Origin of the sequence: Nostoc sp. TCL240-02, from assembly GCF_013343235.1 — a bacterium.
Taxonomy (GTDB): domain Bacteria; phylum Cyanobacteriota; class Cyanobacteriia; order Cyanobacteriales; family Nostocaceae; genus Nostoc.
In genome coordinates, this window is sequence record NZ_CP040094.1 from 1,654,876 (window position 1) to 1,676,135 (window position 21,260).

The window sequence follows — 21,260 nt, forward strand, 5'->3', positions numbered from 1 at the left end:
CCAATATTTTTCTAAGAAAAATTAAATTTTACTTCGAATAAACTGAGAAAATAATAGATTTTTATGAGCTTATTACCTGTAGATTACCAATCCAGTTTAACTGCGGTTGATTTTGATCCATTTGCAGATGGAGAATTACTTCTAACCGCCCCTGCCACAGAATCACAAAAAGAAATCTGGGCTTCTGTACAAATGGGGAATGCTGCCAATTGTGCTTATAACGAGTCCCAATCTCTGCGGCTAAAAGGCGAACTTGATGTCAAAGTTTTCCAGTCTGCGGTGGAAAAGTTAGTACAACGTCATGAAGCACTACGGACAACTTTTAGCACGGATGGCAATACACTCTGCATTGTAGCTTCTCGGCAAATTGAAATCCCTATTATTGATCTTTCTAACCTGGAACCACAGGAAAAACAGGAAAAATTAGCTAGTATCTTGCTACAAGAGGTAGAGCAACCTTTTGATTTGGAACATGGCCCCCTATTTCGGGCAAAAATTGTCAAATTGCAGGCGCAGGAGCATCTAGCTACTTTGACAGCCCATCATATTATTTGTGATGGTTGGTCTTGGGCAGTGCTGATGCCAGATTTGGGTAAACTTTATTCTGGCTTGCAACAGGGTATTGTTCCTGAATTAGAAGAACCAGACAATTTAAGTGAATATGCGATTGTGCAGGAAGAAGAGGCGGATAGTCCAGAAGCGATCGCCACAGAAAAATATTGGTTGGAACAATTCGCTGACTCTGTACCTGTTGTAGATTTCCCCAGCGATCGCCCCCGTCCACCACTCAGAACCTTTAACGCTGCCCGTGAAGATTGGCATTTAAGCCCCGAATTAGTTGCCAACCTCAAACAACTAGGCACAAAACTCGGTTGTAGCTTTATGACTACTATCCTGGGAGGATTTGAGGTTTGGCTGCACCGTCTGACGGGGCAAAACGACTTGGTTGTTGGGATTCCAGCCGCCGGACAAGCTGCTTTGGGGCAATATAATCTCGTAGGGCACTGTGTAAACTTATTACCATTGCGTAGCCAGATTGATGGCGAAAAATCTTTCAGCGACTACTTGCGATCGCGGCGATCGGCTGTTTTAGATGCTTACGATCATCAACAATTTACCTTTGGTAGTCTGGTCAAAAAATTAGTTTTGGCACGGGATTCTAGCCGTATTCCCTTAGTTCCCATTACATTCAATATCGATCAGGGTTTAGATAGTGATAAACTCCCCTTCACTGGGTTGGAAGTAGAATTTTTCTCTAACCCCCGTTCCTTCGAGAATTTTGAACTGTTCATCAACGCCACAGAATTACATGGTCAGATGACCCTGGAATGTCAGTACAACACTAATTTATTTGACGCTGACACTATTCGCCACCGGATGGCAGAGTTTGAAACTTTGTTATTGGGTATAGTTGCTAACCCCAATCAAAGTATTGCTAAATTGCCAATTTTACCAGCAGTTGAGCAACAGTTATTAGCAACATGGAACCAGACACAAATAGACTATCCCCAACATAAATGCATTCATCAGTTATTTGAGGAGCAGGTAGAACGCACCCCTGATGCTGTGGCATTGGTATTTCAAGAACAACAACTCACTTATCGAGAGTTAGATATTCGCGCCAACCAATTAGCGCAATACCTGCAAACATTAGGAGTAGGTGCAGATGTTCTTGTGGGAATCTGCGTCGATCGCTCCTTAGAAATGGTAGTAGGTCTTTTAGGGATTCTGAAAGCAGGTGGAGCTTACATCCCCCTAGATACAGGGTATCCGCAAGAACGTTTGGCTTTCATGCTTGCAGACACCCAGATCAAATTACTGTTGACCCAAAAACAGCTAATTGACAAACTACCTGCTCACGCAGCAAATGTAATTTGTCTAGATACCGATTGGCATACTATCAACCAAGCAACGCCAGAGAATTTAATTAGTAATGTCAAGGCTGAAAACTTGGCTTATGTAATGTACACATCTGGTTCTACAGGTCAGCCCAAAGGTGTTAGTGTTATCCATCAAGGTGTAGTTAGATTAGTCAAAGAAACTAACTATGTAAGCCTCACTGCCAAAGAAGTATTTCTGCAAATTAGTCCGATCTCTTTTGATGCTTCAACTTTTGAAATCTGGGGTTGTTTACTTAATGGTGGAAAACTAATAATATTCCCTCCCCATACGCCATCTTTAGACGAATTAGGGCAATTTATTCAGCAATATCAGGTGACAACATTATGGCTAACGGCGGGTTTATTCCATCTAATAGTCGATGAAAAAATTGATGCTTTAAAACCCTTACGTCAACTGTTAGCGGGTGGTGATGTTTTATCCGTTACCCACGTCCAGAAATTTATCAACACAGTAGAAAACTGTAAACTAATTAATGGTTACGGTCCGACAGAAAGTACAACTTTTACTTGCTGTTATGAGATTACAGCACCACTAAAGCCAGGAGCTTCTATTCCTATTGGTCGCCCCATTGCTAATACCCAAGTTTATATATTAGACTCCCATTTACAACCCGTCCCAATTGGAATCACAGGTGAGTTGTATATTGGTGGCGATGGTTTAGCACGAGAATATTTCAATCGCCCGGATCTGACTGCTGAAAGATTTATTGCCAATCCCTTTAGCCTAAATCCTCAATCACGCTTATATAAAAGTGGAGACTTAGCTCGCTATTTGCCAGATGGAAAGATTGAATATCTGGGTCGGATTGACAATCAGGTAAAAGTGAGCGGTTTCCGCATAGAATTGGGTGAAATTGAAATTGCACTTTTGCAATATCCGGCAATAAAAGAAGCAGTAGTAATTGTTCGAGAAGATGCTCCTGGTGAGAAAGTGCTAGCTGGTTATTTTGTAGCAGAAAATGGTCAAGATAACCTGCAAATAATCTCCGAGTTACGTCGATTCTTAAAACAGCAGCTTCCTGAGTACATGGTGCCCAAGATTTTTATGGCACTGGAAGCCTTGCCGCTAAATGCTAACGGCAAAGTTGATCGTCGGGCACTACCAAAGCCTGATTCTTTCCGTCCAGAATTGGAAGCAAATTATGTAGCGCCTCGCACTCCCATTGAGCAGCAGATTGCAGATATCTGGACACAGGTTTTAAATGTCAGGCAGGTTGGCATTTACGACAACTTTTTTGAATTGGGTGGATATTCTCTACTAGGAATTCAAGTTGTTTCTCGACTGCGCCAAGCCTTGCAAGTAGAAATTCTCATGTCCAATTTATTTGAATTGCCAACGGTAGCAGATTTGGCTGAACGAGTGGAAACTCTGCGTTGGGCCACCCAAGGTGTTCAGGCTGCTGATAGTGAAACCGCTGATGATTACGAGGAAGGTGAGCTATGAAAACATTAGATGAACTACTCTCTGAACTACGTCAGCGCGATGTCAAACTTTGGCTAGAGGGCGATCGCTTACGCTATCGGGCAGCAAAAGACAGTCTCACACCAGAATTGCTCACCGAGTTAAAAACTCAAAAAGCCGAAATCATCAACTTTCTGCGACAAATCACTACAGCCGCCAGTTCACAGATTCCCCCAATTGTTGCTTGTGAACGGAATGGCAACTTGCCGCTTTCCTTTGGTCAGCAACGGATATGGTTCCTGCATCAGTTTGAACCTAACAGTTCCTCAAATAATATGCCCGTTGTGGTGCGTTTTACGGGGAATCTCAATGTTGCTTTCTTAGAGGAAAGTTTGAGAGAAGTCGTTCGCCGCCATGAAGTTCTGCGGACAACTTTTCCAGCCGTGAATGGAAAACCTACTCAAGTCATCGCCACTGATGTTTCTTTGACGCTGCCAGTAATTGATTTGCGGCAAGTACCAGATGAAAAAAGAGAGGCGGAAGCTCTTTTACTGGCAACTAAAGAAGCTCATCAACCTTTTGATCTAGCCAATGGGCCGATTTTGCGATTGCTGCTGCTGCGATTGAGCGATCGCGAGCATCTGCTAATCTGGAATATGCACTGCATAGTTTGTGATGGAGCTTCTTCTGATATATTTTATCAAGACTTCACTACCATCTATAAAGCATTGTCGGCAGGGAATGCTTCTCCTTTAACTCCCTTACCAGTGCAGTATGCGGATTTTACCAATTGGCAATATCAATGGCTCCAGGGAGAGGTTTTAGAGTCACAGGTAAACTACTGGAAGCAAAAGCTAGAAGGCAATTTACCGATCATTGAGTTACCTTACGATCATCCCCGTCCTCACGGTGTGCAGACATATCAGGGCGATCGCGCTGCCCTGCTGCTATCAAAGACGCTGAACCATGCCCTGACAGACCTGAGTCAAAAATGGGGTGTTACCCTCTTCATGACTCTCCTAACAGTGTTTGAGCTATTGCTCTACCGTTATTCTGGACAAGAAGACCTACTGATTAGCTTTGCCAGTGCAAGTCGGGGACAAGTAGAAACCGAGCGGCTGATTGGATTTTTCTCTAATACTCTTGTAATGCGGGGTAACTTAGCAGGAAATCCAACTTTTCGACAATTGTTAGACCGTGTGCGTAAGGATTGCTTAGAGGCTTATACCCATCAAGACTTACCATTTGAGAGACTAATTGAAGAACTTAGACCAGAACAACAAAGTCGGAACAGTTCGCCTTTATTTCAAGTAAAGTTCTCCCTCAATCCTCCTTGGTCAAATGGTCGTGGTATGGGGGCATTGCAACTACCTGATTTGACTATTACTTCTCTATTTGGTTATATCTATCATGGTAAAACCAAATACGATCTGACATTAGTCTTGCGGGAACAGGATAATGGTCTGGGTATGGTATTTGATTACAATGCCGAGATGTTTGATGCCAGTACCATAGAGCGAATGTTGGGACACTTCAAAACTTTACTCGAAGGCATTGTTGCTAATCCCGATCAGCCGATATCTGAATTATCTCTGTTGACAGTACCTGAACAGCATCAATTATTAGTTGACTGGAATGGCAAACAGGCTGATTATCCGCAGAATACTTGTATTCATCAGTGGTTTGAGGCTCAAGCTAAACGAACTCCAGATAATATTGCAGTAAGTTCTGAAAATCAGCAACTAACCTATCAGGAACTCAACCAGCGTGCAAATCAATTAGCCGACTATTTGCAAACTCTAGGGGTAAAATCAGGGGTACTCGTCGGTCTTTATGTAAAGCCTTCGCTAGAGATGATTGTAGGGCTGTTGGGTATTTTGAAAGCTGGGGGAACTTACGTATCCATAGCTGCGACATCTGGGCAAGATAGTCTGTCTTTCATTTTAAAAGATGCCCAAATATCCATAGTGTTAACCCAAAGCTCATTGGTTGAGAAGTTCTCTGAGCGTCAGGTACAAGTTATCTGTTTGGATAATGATTGGGAAGCGATTGCACTACACACAACAGAAAATCAAGATTACTATACCACAGATCAGACTCTAGCCTGTGTAATGTATGTGTCCGGCGGCAATGGAAAATTCAATGGTATAGCCATTACCCACCGTAATCTTGTCACCCACAGCCTAGCAATCAGTGACACTTGGGAGTTGACCCAGAGCGATCGCCTCCTACTCATACTTAGTATCAGTTACGATTCTTTCATTGAATCACTTTTCCCCACTTGGATTGCTGGTGCTACTGTAATTCTCCAGTCTCAAGAGCTACAATCGACAGCGCAGTTTTTCCCATTCATTGCTCAACAACAGATTACCGTTGTTAATCTACCTACTTATTTTTGGCATCAGTTAGTTAAAGAGCCGACTCTATCTCCACAAACCTTGCCAGTCAGCTTGCGCTTAGTCGTGGTTGGTGGTGAAAAAGTCTCACGTAATACTTATTTAACTTGGGTAGAAAAAGTTGGCAAGCAAGTACGTTGGCTTAATAGCTATGGATCGCTAGAAACAACTTTAACCGCCACGGTTTACGATCCGGCAACTGCCATTGAAGCCAGTAACACTCGGTCAGAAATTCCTATAGGAAAAGCGATCGCCAATACCCAAATCTACATTCTCGATCGGCGATCGCAACCCCTGCCAATTGGCGTTACTGGCGAAATCTACATCAGTGGTATCGGTGTTACACAAGGCTACTTTAATCGTACTGAGTTAACATCTGAGAAATTTATCCCTAACCCCTTTAGCAGCGAATCTGGGTCATACCTTTACAGAAGTGGCGACTTAGGACGCTACTTAAGTGACGGCAATATTGAGTTTATTGGCCGCCGAGATAATCAGGCTAAAATTCGCGGCTTTCGGATTGAGTTGACAGAAATTGAGACAATTTTAGCTCAATATCTAGGCGTGCAGAACGCTGCGGTGATTGCCAGAGAAGATGTTTCTGGAGACAAACATTTAGTTGCTTATCTTGTCCCCAAACAAGACGAGACGATTGGGAGTGAGCAACTACTGACTTTTCTCCAGCAAAAGCTACCTGAGCATTTGTTGCCTACCTTTGTCATAGTTGATTCTCTGCCGTTGAATGCTAATGGTCAAGTTGATCGTCAAGCCTTACTTGGTCTTAATCCAACGAATATTGAAAGAGAAAAAATATTTGCTACAGCAGAAAATCCATTACAACTTCAATTAACAGAAATCTGGGAAAATGTTTTAGGAGTTCATCCGATTGGAATAACAGATAACTTTTTTGATTTGGGTGGACACTCACTGCTGGCAGTACGTCTATTTTCTCAGATTGAAAAGATAGTAGGCAAAAATCTAGCTCTATCTATACTTTTGCAAGCCCCAACTATTGAGCAGTTAGCTAATATTGTTGAGCGAGAAATATGCTCAAAACCTGGGATTGCGGCGGTGCCAACAGCTGATGTCAAATCTGAAACATCAATTCCTTGGTCATCTTTAGTAGCTATTCAGCCCAACGGTTCTAAGCCTCCTTTCTTCTGTGTACATGGTTTGGGTGGAGAAGTTCTACGTTTCCGTGAATTGGCTGTGCATTTAGGATCAGATCAACCATTTTATGGACTACAACCACAAGGGTTAGATGGAAAACAGCTTCCTTATACCCGAATTGAAGACATGGCAGCGCATTACATTCAACAAATCCAGATTATTCAGCCACGTGAGCCTTATTTAATCGGTGGATACTCCTCTGGTGGTATAATTGCTTACGAGATGGCTCGGCAATTGACCATACAAGGTAAGAAAGTAGCTTTATTAGTTCTATTTGATACTTATGGTTCAAAAAATACTGAATCCATATCATTACAAAAGCCAGCCTCTCGTGATTGGAAGAGTCTTTTAGCAATTGCATCTAACTATATTATTGAGCAGGTAAAAAGAAATACAGAACGGTTTAAGTATCAAGTCAAAGAGATACTCTGGCGGTTTGTCTTTCACTTTCACTTGATTCTCGGTCGCCCTTTACCTTACTCCAACCGGAAATTTATGGTGGAACATGCCACTATACAAGCGCTAAGAAAATATGTTCTACAAGTTTACTCAGGTAAAGCAACCGTATTCCGAACAGAAGATGGTCTTGTAGTTGGACAACGAGAGGCTGATGCCAAAATGGGTTGGGGTAAATTGGCATTAGGAGGAGTGGATATTTATGATATTTCTGGGATTCATAATTCCATTTTTAAAGAACCCCATGTACGATCTGTGTCTGAAAAAATGAAGTCTTGCATAGATCAAATTATTGCAGAAACCATAGGAAAGAAGTAACTCAGGGAAATACAAAACTTAAGTCTTTAAGCCAGATATAAAGGCTATTTTGACCCACTCAAAGTTCTTTCTGAATTCTGTTTTAGTGATAGCTTTCCAACCCAATACTGCGTAGGTTTTGCTCAAAAGCTTAAATTTCGTAGGTTTGGTTGAGGAACGAAACCCAACATTTTCGGGGCTTTGTTGGGTTTCACTTCGTTCAACCCATCCTACAAATGTTCAAAACCCACGCAGTATCCAGGATTCCGCAGCACACAACAGTTGCAATTAAAAAACTATTAACAGGTTTACTTTACATTCTTGGGCGCTAACCCCGATAAGACAGATCGCATTCGCCTGTTGGGGAAGAACACCTTTAGTTTTGAGGATCTACCAAATGGTGGTGATAAAGATTACAACGACATCATTGTACAGCTAAATTTGAGTGTCAGTCCTGTCTAAATATTACAGCAGTTTTCGATCAAACCCGCCACAAAAATAAATCCTAAAACAAAGACCAGTATTACTTTTAGTTGTGGCACGTTTGATTGCAATTCGCTGTAAGTACGAGTAATTACTTAGATAAATCAAACAACCTCATCCCAGTTGCGAGATGAGGTTTTTTATGCACAGCTATTAACGAGATTCAATATAGATTAAACTAACGCGATGTGCAACTTTCTTTCCAAAGATAAAAGTCCCACCCTATGCTTAACCGAGAGATTGTGATTGTTATCTCTTGCCAGGGTGGAACAAATGTTATCTATGGAAGACTTGATCACAGCAGTGTTTTGCTGTGTGGATGATCTATTAAAGGAAGTGACCAATGGTAAACCTATGGGTAGTCGAGGATTTCAGCCATCTTTAAGTGATAGTGAAGTGATTACAATGGAAATTGTGGCAGAGTTTCAAGGTATCGATACGGACAAAGGTATTTGGCAATACTTTCGCCGTCATTGGTTCTCAATGTTTCCCCAGATGAAAAGCCGTTCAACCTTTGTACGACAAGCTGCAAACCTATGGCAGTACAAGCAAGAACTACAACAAGCCTTAGCAATAGAACTTGGTGCTTTCAGTGATAATACACACATTATTGACGGGATTCCGATACCGTTATGTTGCTTTACTCGTGCTCGTGGTTGTCGTAGCTTTCCTGGAGTTGCTAACTACGGTTACTGTGCCGCAAAAAAGGAAACATATTACGGATTTCATGGTCACTTACTCATTAGCGCCTCTGGGGTGATTACAAGCTTTACATTAACCTCTGCTTCGGGAGATGAACGGGAAGCGATCTGGGATATCGTGACCTTGATTCAGGGGTTGGTAATAGGTGACAAATGATACATAAGTACCACTCTCCGCCAGGAACTAGCACGCTATGGCATCGATTTACAAACACCCCTACGTTCCAATATGCAAGACGACTGTCCTGCATATTGGGTAAAGCTACTTCAAACTGTCCGTCGCCTAATTGAAACAGTAATTGGACAACTTAGCGTTAGCGTAGCTCGCCGCAGGCATCGCTTTAATATCGAAAAAGTCTGGGCCAGAGATATGTGGCATTTGACGAGTCGTTTAAATCGCAAACTATTGGCTCACACTGTTTGTGTCTGGTTAAATCGTTTATTTGGTTTGGAACCATTACAGTTCGATGGTCTTGTGACAGAATAAGTTGCACATCGCGTTAATAAGGCAATCTACAGAGAGCAAATATGCAGACTCTCCAAAAACTCTCCCTCCCAAGCATGGGCTGCGGGACTTGGGCCTGGGGCAATCAACTGCTTTGGGGATATGATGAAAGTATGGATGACCAGTTGCAAGCGGTGTTTAACCTTTGCGTAAACAACGGTGTGACTTTATTTGATACGGGTGATTCTTACGGAACTGGGAGATTGAATGGTCGAAGTGAGTTACTTCTGGGACGATTCAGCCGAGAATATTTAGGTTCAAACAAAGAAAATATTTGTATTGCGACTAAGCTCGCTGCTTACCCGTGGAGATGGACACGTCAATCAATGGTAAAGGCTTGCAAATCATCTGCCCAACGCCTAGGAAAAAACGTAGATTTGGTACAGATGCACTGGTCAACAGCAAATTATGCCCCTTGGCAAGAGGTAGGGCTGTTAGATGGTCTTACCGATTTATATGAGCAAGGACTGGTCAAGGGAGTAGGACTGTCCAATTATGGGCCTAAACGGCTTAAGCAAGTCCAGAAAAAGTTTGCTGAACGAGGTGTTCCTATTACTACTCTACAAGTTCAATACTCTTTGTTGTCTACATATCCTGTCACCCAATTAGGGCTTAAAGACCTTTGTGATGAGTTGGGAATTAAATTGATTGCTTACAGCCCTCTAGCTTTGGGACTACTTACAGGAAAATACTCTGAGCAAGACCCTTTGCCTAAAGGTATTCGAGGTCTGCTGTTTAGGCAGATATTACCAGGAATGCGCTCGCTTTTGGGATGTTTGCGAGAGGTGGCAGAATCCAGAAACAAAACCATGTCACAGGTAGCAATTAATTGGTGCATCTATAAAGAAACCATTCCCATCCCTGGAGCAAAAAGCGTAGAACAGGCAAGAGAGAATATTGGTGCTTTAGGTTGGCAATTAAACGTCAGCGAGATTGCAGAGTTAGATAAGGCGGCGGCGAATGTAGGCAAGAAAATGGTACAGAATATCTTTCAAACTAAGTGAAATTTCAACGTTACTTAATTTAAATTTGCAAAAACCTGGTTTAAGTCTGAAAACAAAAATACTTAAATTTTATATAAATCCAGACATAAATATCTTAATTATGTCTGATTAGTTAGTAATACAAATTACTATTTTTAGATTATAATACAGTACCATTTTAATAACTATATTATCAAGAATAGCTTTTATATAAATAGATACATATAGCGGTTCAGTTAAGCACCACTTGTGCAAAACCGTGGGTTTTAAGACGCGATAAATCGCCTTATCTACAAATGTTTTAGTCTTACCTGAACTGTATTGCGCTATAATTAAAATTTCGTAGAATATATTTTTAGATAAGATTTTTTAAAGACTTAAATCAATTAGTTATGTCCTAATGTTTGCTCTGACGAACTTGATTTTTAAAGTGTACTAATAAAGAATGAATATTGAGTCTAACATCTTGTAGACACTCTTGGTGACAACTTAACCTTATCCAATGTCCACAGTCCGCGAAAGCGGACTTTTTTTATGCAACCTCAAGTTGTAATTGATTATTTAAATAAATAGGCATAAATAAACAATGAGTAATAAGTGTTTAAAATTTTATGATTATGAGAGTAATTAAGGAGGGTTAAAGGAGAATATAATTACGGTATAATTACTGATTTGTCTTTACAAGAGTAGTAAACTCTTGCAAAGCTTTCTGATACTTGTTTTCAGCTACCCAGAATAAATCATTATGATTTGCCTCTTTAACCCACAAATAAAGCTTTGGCGATATTGCAGCATTAAACAACTTTTCTCCATGAGCAAAAGGAATTATATCATCTGCTTTGCCATGAATCACTAGTATCGGGCATTTTACGTTTTTGATATTGTCCAGATTGGGAAATTTGTCAAAAGGTAAAATCCGAAAAGGTACTATTACTTGAAAAGCTGAAATAAAGGAACTTTCAAGAATTAAACCAGCTATCGGTTGTCGCATTGCTAAGTTAACCGCAGAACCGCCACCAACCGAACGCCCCAAAACTATAATTTTTTCAGGTGGTATTTTTAGATTTTCGGTCAAATAATTGTAAGCGCTATTAATATCTTCGTATGCGTAGCTTTCTGTCGCCTTTCCTTGACTCGTACCATAACCACGATAATCATAAGCAAAGACACTAAAACCCCATGCATGTAATTTTTCTAGTATTTGTTTAATATCTCCTAAATCTTCAGAATTTCCATGAGCATAAAGAATAGTGTAATTAGCTTTATTGTTTAATAAATATATAGCTGAAATATTTGTATTTTTACCACTTTTTAACTTAATAATTTCTGGATTATCCTGATAACTAGAAGGACGAGATAGAAAAATCATACTATCTGCCCGAAAATATACATATACAGCAAAACATATATAAATAAATATGAAAGATTTAAGCAGTCTTTGCCAAGTAAAATCACCAATTAGCAATTTTATAATTTGCGGTTTTTCCATTAATTTTTATTTTTATTTCTATTTTCCTTCAGCCCAACCATCAATGATTTGTTTATAGAACTTACGCAAAAGTACACGCTGTAGGGACAAGACTTTACAAGTTCTTCAACAGAGTACCCGCAGAGTATTGTCCCTATTTAAAAACCCATTAAAGACTATTTTGATTTTCGTGCCGATTTGGGCGGTGTTCGGTGTGCGCCAAAGTACTTCTCACTGCGATAGCGCAACCACACCCGCAACACTTGCGGAATCTGCTCTTTTTGTTTTTTACTCAGTGTATTGTAAAGAGCTAATGCGCGATCACGTTCACCTCGACAAGCAGCATTATTGTGAGCATCCCAATAGCTGCGGGCTACCCGAATCCGCCGACACACTTCTTTAATCAGCGCTTCTCCTGTGAGTGGAACGTCCTGCTTTGCCATACTCAGATGCGATAAATTTCTAATTGCACTTGTGTACAGGTTATGAGTGTTACAGGCTGGTACTTATTTGGGAATACTTTGAATTAGGAGTGATAAGGAAGGCGATCACGCTAACACTTTTAATTCAAATGTACTATATCACCTTATAACCACTCCTATCTTACAAAAAAGACGTATCAATACTCACTAATCTACCAGGACTAACTAAGATGGGATTTACTGAAGATATTGTCAAGCTGTCTGAACAAGTGCGTAAGCGATTTGACCAAGTTGTTGGCGAAGAAGCTACTAAGATGGCACTGATTGTTCCTTTTTTGAGCGCTCTTGGCTATGATGTCTATGATCCTAGCGAAGTCATGCCGGAATACGTAGCAGACTTTGCTACTAGAAGAGCAGGACAGTTTGAAAAAGTAGATTACGCCTTAGCTATTAACGGTACTAAAGTTATGCTCGTAGAGGCAAAAGCCCGTGGTCAAAAAGCTGAGGCACATGATGGGCAATTGAGCAAATATTTTAATGCACTTTTGACAACAAAAGTAGCTATTGTCACTAATGGGATTGAGTACCGTTTCTTTACAGACTTGCGTGATAAAAATGTCATGGACAAGGAGCCATTTTTTACTTTTAACATCCTTGAATATGATTCCAAAGATATTGATAACCTCAAATTCTTTCACCGTGATAATTTTGAGGTTACAGCTATTACCAATCATGCTGAAGAAATGGTTTATGTAAAAGGCATGACTCAGCTTCTAGGAAATCTTTTACGTTCTCCTTCTGAAGAATTTGTTCGCTTTTTAGTGACTGAACTCGGTACAGTTGCTCCTAGTTATGAAATTAAAGGTCGAATTACTGGTAAAATTGTTGATAAATTCAAACCAATTGTTAAAAAGTCGATTCAAGGAAGTTTAGTAGAGTTAATGACTCGCTCACTTACTCCAGTAATAGATCAACCTGTTGAACCACCAATAGACATAGATAATGGAGAAGTGGATATACAAGCAGATCCTCAAGAACCAAAAGTAGTAACAACTGCTGAAGAAATCGAAGCTTTTGAAAAAATTAAAGCAATTACGCAGACCTCAACCAGTTACAATTATCAACTCCAATACAAAGATACTGTTTCATACTTTGGTATCAATCTTGTTGGCAAAAGTACTTGGTGGTTTCTGAGACTATATCTATCTTCGCAGAAAAAAAGTTTTATTACTCGGCTAAGTGTAGGTGAAGTAAAGTCGCTAGCTTTAAACTTTGAAGTGCAGGAAGTATCAGCTTCTCTGGGGGATGCCGCATCAAAAGTAATTATTTCTTCTGTCAGTGATTTTGAGAAGCTGACATCACTGATTCTCAGATGTTACGAGGTAGAAGCAGCCAAGCATCAAGCATTTACCCCAGATGTAATCAGAATGGAAAAATCAGCTTAACTCAAGGTATCTAATACAAAACTCCACCTACCCAACCATTTTTTTGCTGTTTCCCATTCTGAGTGTTGAATATTTGTAGACAAAGGCAGATTGGGAATAACAGTATACTAAAAAGACAAAGCTATTAAACTAATTTTTTTATCAAATCCGATTTTTGCCTGCCAGTAAATTAGCGATCGCAGTACTAATCGGCTAACCTATAATATTTAAGACAAAAAAGTGGCTCTGCAATCAGCAGAACCACTAAAGCTTTCGCAAATCTGTTATAAATTAACGAACTGCCCCTTGAGCAGAAACAGTATCAATCGGTTTCATCAGGTACAGCCGTAATAACTGCCAGCCATTGGAGATGTAAAGTGGCAGTTTTTGGAAGAATTGCAGGAATTTGGGAGTGCTGGAATTAGCGATCGCACCCAGCTTTTCATTATTGCTGATACAAGTATCCAATCGCTGATAAAACTCAGGATTCTCTACATCCAGCATTAGCGGGAACACCCGACCGGCGTTTTCGTTAGTCTTCTGAATTACATGGATGTCGTATTCTCTTGCATCTAATCCCAAGGTGGCGTAAAAGTCCTTGCGTTGGATGTCATTGAGATACATTGTCGCAAATACCGACAACAGGAAGAACCGACTCCACAGCCGTGCTTTCCAATCATTCAACATTTGCGGCTGAGATTTCATAACCGCATCAAAGAAATCGCCGTGACGGTTTTCATCCTGACACCAGTTCTCAAAGAACCGGAAGATTGGATAAACCCGATCTTCAGGATGTGCTTCTAAATGGCGATAAATAGTGATGTAGCGCCAATAACCGATTTTCTCAGAAAGATAAGTAGCGTAGAAGATGAATTTCGGTTTAAAGAAGGTATAACTGCGACTCTTAGTCAAAAATCCTAAATCTAGGGACAGATTAAAGTCCGACAAAGCTTTGTTCAAAAAGCCAGCGTGACGTGCTTCATCCCGTGACATCAGGTTAAAACACTCTGCCAAGACAGGGTTTTTTCCTTTCAAGCGACGGCCGAGTTCTTTATATAGCAAAAAGCCAGAAAACTCTGCCGTACAGGAACGTTCTAGAAACTCAACGAACAACTTGCGAGTTTCCCCGTCAATATGATCCCAGGATTGGTCAAACTCGGCATCCCGAACAAAGTGATGGCGGTTGTAGTCAGTACGGAACTCTTCGAGAATGGCTTGTAACTCGTCTTCATTGACGGAGATATCCATCCGCGCCATTTCATCAAAATCGGTAGTATAAAACCGAGGTGTTAACAGGGTTTCTTTTGCCGGGACTTTAATCCCTGGCCGGATTTCTTCAAAGCCTGGTTTTTTGAGGGAATCTACCATGTCTTGATTGCTCTTTCGTCTTTATTATCTTAAGTAGACCCTTCGGGTTCGGCAGTTCCTCATGGGGGAAACCCCCAAGACCAGACTACCTCACCAGAAAGCTAAGGGTAATGTTCTGTTAAGGCGTAACAGCCCACAATAATCCAATTGTATAAAGTTCAGTCTACCAAGGTGCGGGTGAGAAATTTGTAAGTAAAAGATTAAGAGTTGCAACAATCATTCAATGTTTACGGAATCAAAAATCGCGGATTAGTAGTCAAATAAACGTAGTTCGGTGATTAGCAGGGTTTTGATCAAGTGGAGTAGCACACATTTTTTGTATTTTAAATCGCCATAACCTCAGTAATTTTCTGTAGTTGCTACTACAATATAGAAAACCCATTTTAGACAACAAGAGCAAATCCAAAGGGTTGAAAACAAGATGAATCTTGAAAACAATCAGCATAAAGACCGACTTCTTGTCTCTTACATCTTGTGTGCAGTTGGATTTTTCGGATTAGGAGGACTGCACCGCTTATACAATGGCAAGATAGGAACGGGTTTGCTGTGGCTGTGTACTTTTGGTTTGTTTTATATAGGGCAGACTGTGGATTTGCTTCTCATCCCTAGCATGGTTGACGAATACGAACACAAGCTGAGACTAAAAGCAGGTGTATCTCCCTTTGGAGTACCATTGAATCAAGCAGTGGTTGCCTCTCAAGTCCACCTTCCAACAGGCAACCAACTGATGATTAAACTGATTGAAGCGGCGGAAAGCAAAGGTGGTATTTTAACTGTTACTCAAGGCGTGAAGTTCACGGGAGCTAGCTTTGCGGAAGTGGAAGCTACTCTCAATGAGATGTACAAATCAGGTTATGTAAAAATAGATAACGACCCCAATACTGGAGCCGTTGTCTACCATTTCCACGAACTTTAAATTGTCATTTGTCTTTTGTCCTTTGTTAAAAACCAATGACTAATTTATACCTAGCCACTTTTGACCGTCCAAGCGCTGAACTAAGCCAAATACCAACAAATCGAGTGTAATTTTGCGCTCATCGATTAAGAAGGACTCAAGAGTGCTAGGTTTTTTGCCTTCATTGCAGGAAAATCCCTTTTTCCCTTGAATATCTTCTTCGGGGAAATACAGGTTAAACTGACGCGCACCAATTTCTTTCCAACTGCCGATAATTTGCCAGCATTCTTCAGCAGATTCAAAGCCTGTAATTGGCACTTTCTGCTTGGCAAAAGACACCTGTAAATCTTGCACACCTTTTTGAGCGATCGCTTTTTGTAAAGCTGGCAAGTAGTCTTGCTCGATGAACTCTACAAATGGCTTGTCTTCAACAGATGGGGCTTTTTCTTTTTTGGCGGCTTTAGCTGCGGGTTTTTCTTCTGCGGCTGCGGCGGGTTTTTCGCCGACTGCGGCTTTAGCTGCGGCTGCGGGTTTTTCTCGCTTGGGGGGTGTCGCAGTTGGTTTAGCAGCGTTTGGATCTGGCGCGTTGGCAGTAGGAAGGTCTGTGGCTTCAGGTGAGTCTGTACTCGGAGCGTTTTCTTCAGCCACACTAGGAGCTTGCTTGTCAACAGTGCTGGGAGTTACTTCTCCCGCTTGATTGTGATTGGTTTGGTCTGCCATTGCTCAGGTCAATCCTTTAATCTAGCTTTGGGAGCGATCGCTCACCTTGATGTATCGGGTATTTTTATTTTGACATACTAGTGCAGCAAGGCAGTAATAACTGTACAGTTAAAAATAACGCAAAATCATAGGGCATAAGCTTTCTTTCCTTCTATTCCCTACCCCTTCGATTTTAGATTGTTCAATCCAAAATCCAAAATCTAAAATTCTTCCGCCTCATTCAAATCCCCTTGAATCCCATATCAGTTTCTACCTGTTGCTGTGCCGGAATCGAACTCACTTTGCCAGATGCAATGCTAGAAGTCTTACGCCAATTACCAACTTGGCTCAAAAATATACCTACTAAAATCACGCTACCGCCAATATATTGAGGTAAGGTAGGGGCTTCACCCAAAATTAAATAGGCTGCTAAGATGCCCACAATTGGGCCAAATGAGCCAATTAAGGAAGCCGTAGATACAGTAGAAGTTTTCAAGCCTTTAATCAAAAAAGACTGGCCTAGCACCACAATCAACCCACCGTAGAGAAACATCCATTGCCATAAGAACGGTGAGAGGACATCAGCAAAATGATCTTTGCCATAGAGGACTAAAGCAACGAAGAAAAAGATTATGGTTCCTAGTGCAGTCCGAAAGATGCTATAGATTCCCAAAGGAATCTGTGAAAGATATTTCTTACCAATAATCGTAGAAGCCGTTGCAGCTATAGATCCTACTGCTGCTAAAAGTTCCCCTATGCCTAAACTGAAACCTCCCATATTCATCATGGCTTCTGTTGGAGGCTGAAGGACAATAGTTAGGATAACACCAACAAACGCTGCGATCGCTCCGATAAATTCCCAAATATTTACCCGTTCCCTTAACAAGCAGACTGATAAAGCCAGAGTTAGAGGCGGTTCCAAGCGTCCTACCAAGATGACATTATTTACCCCTGTGACTGCGAGTGCCTGGAAAATTAAGCCAGGGGCTAAGGCTCCTGATAAAATAGCTACTGCCGTTAGACTTACCCAATCCGTCCTTGAGAGTTGCCTCAAAGTGGCTTTGTTCCACTGTCGCCCATAGATGAGGATCAAAAGTATCAAAGCGCAAAGGTTTCCCACAAATAAAACATTACATAAAGAAATCGGATTACGTTCCCCAATAAAATGTTCAGCACCGATTTCTGTTAGCTTTCGGGTAACTGCGCCAGATGCTGCAAAAATTAGCATTGCTAGCCAGAGATATGTTTGTCCTGAAACTCTATGAATTAAGCGATGTGGTCTTTTGGGCCTAGTCACAATAACACGACTGCAATAAAAGCATTGCTCATTATAAGTTGCTGTCACGCATTTCAAAATGAGGTTTTGTTGAGAAAATACTTAAATTATGCTGTGACTTTGAGTCACCATCGTTGCCTGAGAAAGTGCTGAGAATCAACTAAATTTTCTCAAAGGATAAATTCATGAAAATAGTGGCTTAGTTTCAATAAGTTCTCACTCCCACCTGAGATGCTTGGGATGTTCAGGATAAAACAGAAAAGAGAGTCACAAATGAAACTCGCACCCTTACTTACAAGTTTTGCTTTGGTTGGTTTTTTCACAGTTTGGGACGTACCATTAAAAGCGATCAATCCGTCATTAGTGCAGGCATCAGCAGCCGAAGAGATGTCTGTAGCGCAGAAACTAGATTTGCTTACTAAAAGTAAGGGTCAGATTGGTAGTGGCGATCAACTACGTCGTTTCTTTTTTGGTGACTTGGAGCCAATCGGTATCCAGGTAGGTGGTGCAGGTCATGTAGTTAACCTTTATAACAAAGCTAATAATGTCACATTCGCTTATTGTTCTCACTACGATGTGATTGTAGCGATTAAGAAAGGTAAGGTGACAAAGTTTGAACCCAGCGAAGTGAAGTAATACTAAATCCATTTTCTAATTAATATTTGCTAAGACCAGAGGAGCAATTGGATTACATCTAGGACTTACGCAAAACTACACGCGGTAGGCGCAATTCATTAATTGTCTCTACCTGAAAATCAATGTTTTGGCTATTTTTGCGTAAGTTCTGATTTACAGCAATTTGCGTTCTTGCAATCAAAATACAGAATTGCATATACTGTCTCCTCACTGGCAATCCTAAATTTAGATATCTGAAGAATTACGAGTGTTAATGAGAAATGCCATACTGTTTTGCCTGCATATTCCATAGTGCGGTATATTCGCCTCCACGCTGTAAAAGTTCTTGATGAGTACCATCCTCAATTAAATAACCAGATTTGAGAACTAAGATTCGGTCAGCTATACGCACTGAAGCCAGTCGATGGGTAATCAAGATCGTAGTTTTGCCCTCAGCTAGCTCGATAAAGCGAAGGTAAAAATCACACTCACTGCGAGGGTCGAGTGCAGCAGTAGGCTCATCCAATAGCAAAACCTGGGCTTCTTGGCGGACAAAAGCACGAGCTAGAGCTAACTTTTGCCATTGGCCTCCAGAAAGTTCTGTACCGCCAAACTGCTTGCCCAGTGGTGTAGCCTCCTTTGTAGGAAAATGATCGACTAGTTTGACAATATCGGCTTTTTCAATCGCGTATTTGAGAATGTCTGGATGCTCTAGAGCAGCTAGGTTTCCTAAAGCGATATTTTCCCCAAGCGTCAGCGCATAGTGACCAAAGTCTTGAAAAACTCCAGCAATTTGCTGCCGCCATTGCTCTAAATTTAAATTTCTAAGGTCTATACCATCAACTAGAATACATCCTTGCGTTGGATCGTATAGCCTGGTTAACAGTTTGACTAAAGTAGTTTTCCCTGCACCATTTTCTCCTACTATGGCTACTGTTTGTCCAGGGAAAAGGGTAAAAGAAATATCTTGGAGTGCTAATCTACCATCTGGATAGTAAAAGTCAACTTTTTCAAAAGTAATACCTGAACGAATCGGAGTAGGTACTTTTTCTCCAGGTATGCTCAGTAGCATGGGGATTGGACTGTCAAGAAAATTGAAAAACTGTTGCATGTAGAGAATATTTTCAAACAGATCCAGCCAATTAGCCACCAATCTTTCAAGGTTATTCTGGAAGTAAGTCAATGACTGTACAAATAAAAGTACACTGCCAGGACTGAATTCTCTTTTAAAAGCTTTCTGTACCACCCAGTAGAAAGAAAAACCATTTCCCAAAGTGCTGAGGATAGCTAGACTAGACGACCAAAATGCTTGCTTGTCCCTCAGATAGCGCATAGATTGATGTAAAGACTGAAATGCTTGCAGATAAAGCTCGATAAAAAAGGAACCTAGCTTAAATAACCTGATTTCTTTGGCATAGGTATCAGTAAGCATCACCGAAGTGTAATATTCCATTCTTCGAGCTTGGGGACTGTTCTCAAATAAATTTAGCCAAATAGCTTTGCCATACTGAGAAGAAACCACTATCTGGGGTATAGTTGCGATCGCTATCACCAGTGGTATCCAAAAAGCTAGAGGAACTAGTAACCCAACTATCACTATTAAGGTCACTAAAGATCGACCTGATTCAACCAAATTTTCTAGTAAATTCAGTGGTTTATAGCCAACTTGTTGTTGCAACAGTTGTAGGTCATCATAGAACAGAGAATCTTCAAAACGGCTCAAATCTGAAAAAGTATCAGCTTTCCGCATCAATAATAAGCTAATGTGAGCCGTTAACTTGTCATTGAGATTTCCTTGCAGTGCCAATACCCAAGGATACAGCAGTGATTCTAGTAGCAAAGCTCCAACCCATCCTGCTACCAAAGGAGCAAGAGTTGCATAACCTAATTCTCTACCAGATATTAAGGCTGTTGCTACAGTATCTACCACTAGCTTGGTTATCCAAACACTTATGGCAGGAAGAAAACCTTGTAATACCGTGACAGCAATCAACAAGACTATTTCTCTGGGTGCTGCTGTCCATAATAAAGGTAAAGAACGAAATAAAGCTTTAGTGTACCCTGCAAGCCAAACTCTTAAATCGCTCATCAATTAAACCTGATTTTTTATTCGAGTGTCAAGTAAATAAGCTTTATGCCAGTATTTAAAACCTATCTTATATATTCCCCTAACTTAAAATTCGCTATCAGCGCTATTATAAAATGGGTTTTTACTGTCAGTATGCTTTTTATTTTAAAGTCTCTCTACCTTTTCTGCATCAGTAACCAATGCAGAAAGTAATATTAGGCGCTATCCAAAATAAAGATAATCCTACTTAAGAAATAAAAATATTACTATCAAGACTAAAAACAATATTACTTAGGTATGAATAAAAAACTCTAGAAAAAGATAATGTTATAAGAGGTTAGATGATCAAAAAAAAGAGAATGTGACGCTAACAGTAGCAAAAGCATTCTCAAAGACGAGGTTTTAGGGAAGATAAATTCCATAAGACAATACAATTACGTCGAGATATTCCTCCCTGTGGCGACCTCCTAAAAAAGGAGGTAGATAAATTATAAGTCTTTGTTATTCAGGGTTGGAAGGATCTTTAAATGATTAAAATTTTAATCAGACTGTATTGTCCTAGGTGATATTTTCCTTAACTTGCCAAAAAGCGATTTTGATGTTTTGTGGATTAGTTAAGATTCTGAATAAAAGATTGAGTGTTTTTGTTTAACTATAACCGGATGTGAATGATAGTTAGACATTAACCGCCATCTCATTTTTTGATCATTCTGTAAATTCGCTAGTTCCAA

The 21,260-nt window shown here is 40.5% G+C and carries 12 protein-coding genes and 2 pseudogenes; 8 read left to right on the forward strand and 6 right to left on the reverse strand.

Annotation, left to right across the window (positions count from 1 at the left end):
• Positions 1–63 precede the first annotated feature (63 nt).
• From FBB35_RS07230 to FBB35_RS07250, 5 genes and pseudogenes are all read left to right on the forward strand, one after another.
• Positions 64–3,345, forward strand: a complete 3,282-nt coding sequence (locus FBB35_RS07230; protein WP_174709093.1) for a non-ribosomal peptide synthetase — start codon at positions 64–66, stop codon at positions 3,343–3,345.
• Positions 3,342–7,643 (forward strand): non-ribosomal peptide synthetase, encoded by a 4,302-nt coding sequence (locus FBB35_RS07235; protein WP_174709094.1) that lies wholly within the window; start codon positions 3,342–3,344, stop codon positions 7,641–7,643. Before FBB35_RS07230 ends, FBB35_RS07235 begins: the two co-directional genes overlap by 4 nt.
• A gap of 294 nt (positions 7,644–7,937) precedes the next feature.
• Positions 7,938–8,084: pseudogene (locus FBB35_RS07240) on the forward strand (DUF4114 domain-containing protein); the annotation flags it as partial.
• Positions 8,085–8,378: 294 nt separating this feature from the next.
• Positions 8,379–9,293 (forward strand): annotated as a pseudogene (locus FBB35_RS07245) (IS982 family transposase).
• A 41-nt stretch (positions 9,294–9,334) separates the two neighbouring features.
• Positions 9,335–10,315 carry an aldo/keto reductase gene (locus FBB35_RS07250; RefSeq protein ID WP_174709096.1) on the forward strand — a complete coding sequence of 327 codons (981 nt, stop codon included), beginning with the start codon at positions 9,335–9,337 and terminating at the stop codon, positions 10,313–10,315.
• Between the two features lie 643 nt (positions 10,316–10,958).
• Here FBB35_RS07250 and FBB35_RS07255 read toward each other — a convergent pair.
• Together FBB35_RS07255 and FBB35_RS07260 are read right to left on the reverse strand one after the other, a co-directional pair.
• Positions 10,959–11,783, reverse strand: a complete 825-nt coding sequence (locus tag FBB35_RS07255; RefSeq protein WP_174709097.1) for an alpha/beta hydrolase — start codon at positions 11,781–11,783, stop codon at positions 10,959–10,961.
• Positions 11,784–11,938: 155 nt separating this feature from the next.
• On the reverse strand, positions 11,939–12,205 hold the full coding sequence (locus FBB35_RS07260) for a Precorrin-3B methylase (RefSeq protein ID WP_174709098.1): 267 nt from the start codon (positions 12,203–12,205) through the stop codon (positions 11,939–11,941).
• 209 nt (positions 12,206–12,414) lie between these two features.
• Between FBB35_RS07260 and FBB35_RS07265 the strand changes: the two genes are divergently transcribed.
• Positions 12,415–13,629 (forward strand): type I restriction endonuclease, encoded by a 1,215-nt coding sequence (locus FBB35_RS07265; protein ID WP_174709099.1) that lies wholly within the window; start codon positions 12,415–12,417, stop codon positions 13,627–13,629.
• Positions 13,630–13,899: 270 nt separating this feature from the next.
• On the opposite strand, the gene acsF is transcribed toward FBB35_RS07265, so the two are convergent.
• Positions 13,900–14,976 (reverse strand): magnesium-protoporphyrin IX monomethyl ester (oxidative) cyclase, encoded by a 1,077-nt coding sequence (gene acsF / locus FBB35_RS07270; protein WP_174709100.1) that lies wholly within the window; start codon positions 14,974–14,976, stop codon positions 13,900–13,902.
• Between the two features lie 421 nt (positions 14,977–15,397).
• Between acsF and FBB35_RS07275 the strand changes: the two genes are divergently transcribed.
• The gene (locus tag FBB35_RS07275; protein ID WP_174709101.1) at positions 15,398–15,892 is read left to right on the forward strand and encodes a TM2 domain-containing protein; all 495 of its coding nucleotides are present in this window, start codon (positions 15,398–15,400) and stop codon (positions 15,890–15,892) included.
• A 39-nt stretch (positions 15,893–15,931) separates the two neighbouring features.
• Here the strand turns inward: FBB35_RS07275 and FBB35_RS07280 are convergent, their stop codons facing one another.
• Together FBB35_RS07280 and FBB35_RS07285 are read right to left on the reverse strand one after the other, a co-directional pair.
• Complete coding sequence (locus FBB35_RS07280; RefSeq protein WP_174709102.1) at positions 15,932–16,591, reverse strand: DUF2996 domain-containing protein; 660 nt, start codon at positions 16,589–16,591, stop codon at positions 15,932–15,934.
• Positions 16,592–16,811: 220 nt separating this feature from the next.
• Positions 16,812–17,867 carry a DMT family transporter gene (locus tag FBB35_RS07285; protein WP_174709103.1) on the reverse strand — a complete coding sequence of 352 codons (1,056 nt, stop codon included), beginning with the start codon at positions 17,865–17,867 and terminating at the stop codon, positions 16,812–16,814.
• A 252-nt stretch (positions 17,868–18,119) separates the two neighbouring features.
• On the opposite strand from FBB35_RS07285, the gene FBB35_RS07290 reads away from it, so the two are divergent.
• Positions 18,120–18,482, forward strand: a complete 363-nt coding sequence (locus tag FBB35_RS07290) for a hypothetical protein (RefSeq protein WP_174709104.1) — start codon at positions 18,120–18,122, stop codon at positions 18,480–18,482.
• Between the two features lie 250 nt (positions 18,483–18,732).
• On the opposite strand, the gene FBB35_RS07295 is transcribed toward FBB35_RS07290, so the two are convergent.
• On the reverse strand, positions 18,733–20,550 hold the full coding sequence (locus tag FBB35_RS07295) for an ABC transporter ATP-binding protein (protein WP_174709105.1): 1,818 nt from the start codon (positions 20,548–20,550) through the stop codon (positions 18,733–18,735).
• Positions 20,551–21,260: the final 710 nt, after the last annotated feature.

Coding starts and splice junctions, on each gene's coding strand:
- FBB35_RS07230 (WP_174709093.1), top strand. CDS start 64: ATGAGCTTATTACCTGTAGATTACCAATCCAGTTTAACTGCGGTTGAT.
- FBB35_RS07235 (WP_174709094.1), top strand. CDS start 3,342: ATGAAAACATTAGATGAACTACTCTCTGAACTACGTCAGCGCGATGTC.
- FBB35_RS07250 (WP_174709096.1), top strand. CDS start 9,335: ATGCAGACTCTCCAAAAACTCTCCCTCCCAAGCATGGGCTGCGGGACT.
- FBB35_RS07255 (WP_174709097.1), bottom strand. CDS start 11,783: ATGGAAAAACCGCAAATTATAAAATTGCTAATTGGTGATTTTACTTGG.
- FBB35_RS07260 (WP_174709098.1), bottom strand. CDS start 12,205: ATGGCAAAGCAGGACGTTCCACTCACAGGAGAAGCGCTGATTAAAGAA.
- FBB35_RS07265 (WP_174709099.1), top strand. CDS start 12,415: ATGGGATTTACTGAAGATATTGTCAAGCTGTCTGAACAAGTGCGTAAG.
- acsF (WP_174709100.1), bottom strand. CDS start 14,976: ATGGTAGATTCCCTCAAAAAACCAGGCTTTGAAGAAATCCGGCCAGGG.
- FBB35_RS07275 (WP_174709101.1), top strand. CDS start 15,398: ATGAATCTTGAAAACAATCAGCATAAAGACCGACTTCTTGTCTCTTAC.
- FBB35_RS07280 (WP_174709102.1), bottom strand. CDS start 16,591: ATGGCAGACCAAACCAATCACAATCAAGCGGGAGAAGTAACTCCCAGC.
- FBB35_RS07290 (WP_174709104.1), top strand. CDS start 18,120: ATGAAACTCGCACCCTTACTTACAAGTTTTGCTTTGGTTGGTTTTTTC.
- FBB35_RS07295 (WP_174709105.1), bottom strand. CDS start 20,550: ATGAGCGATTTAAGAGTTTGGCTTGCAGGGTACACTAAAGCTTTATTT.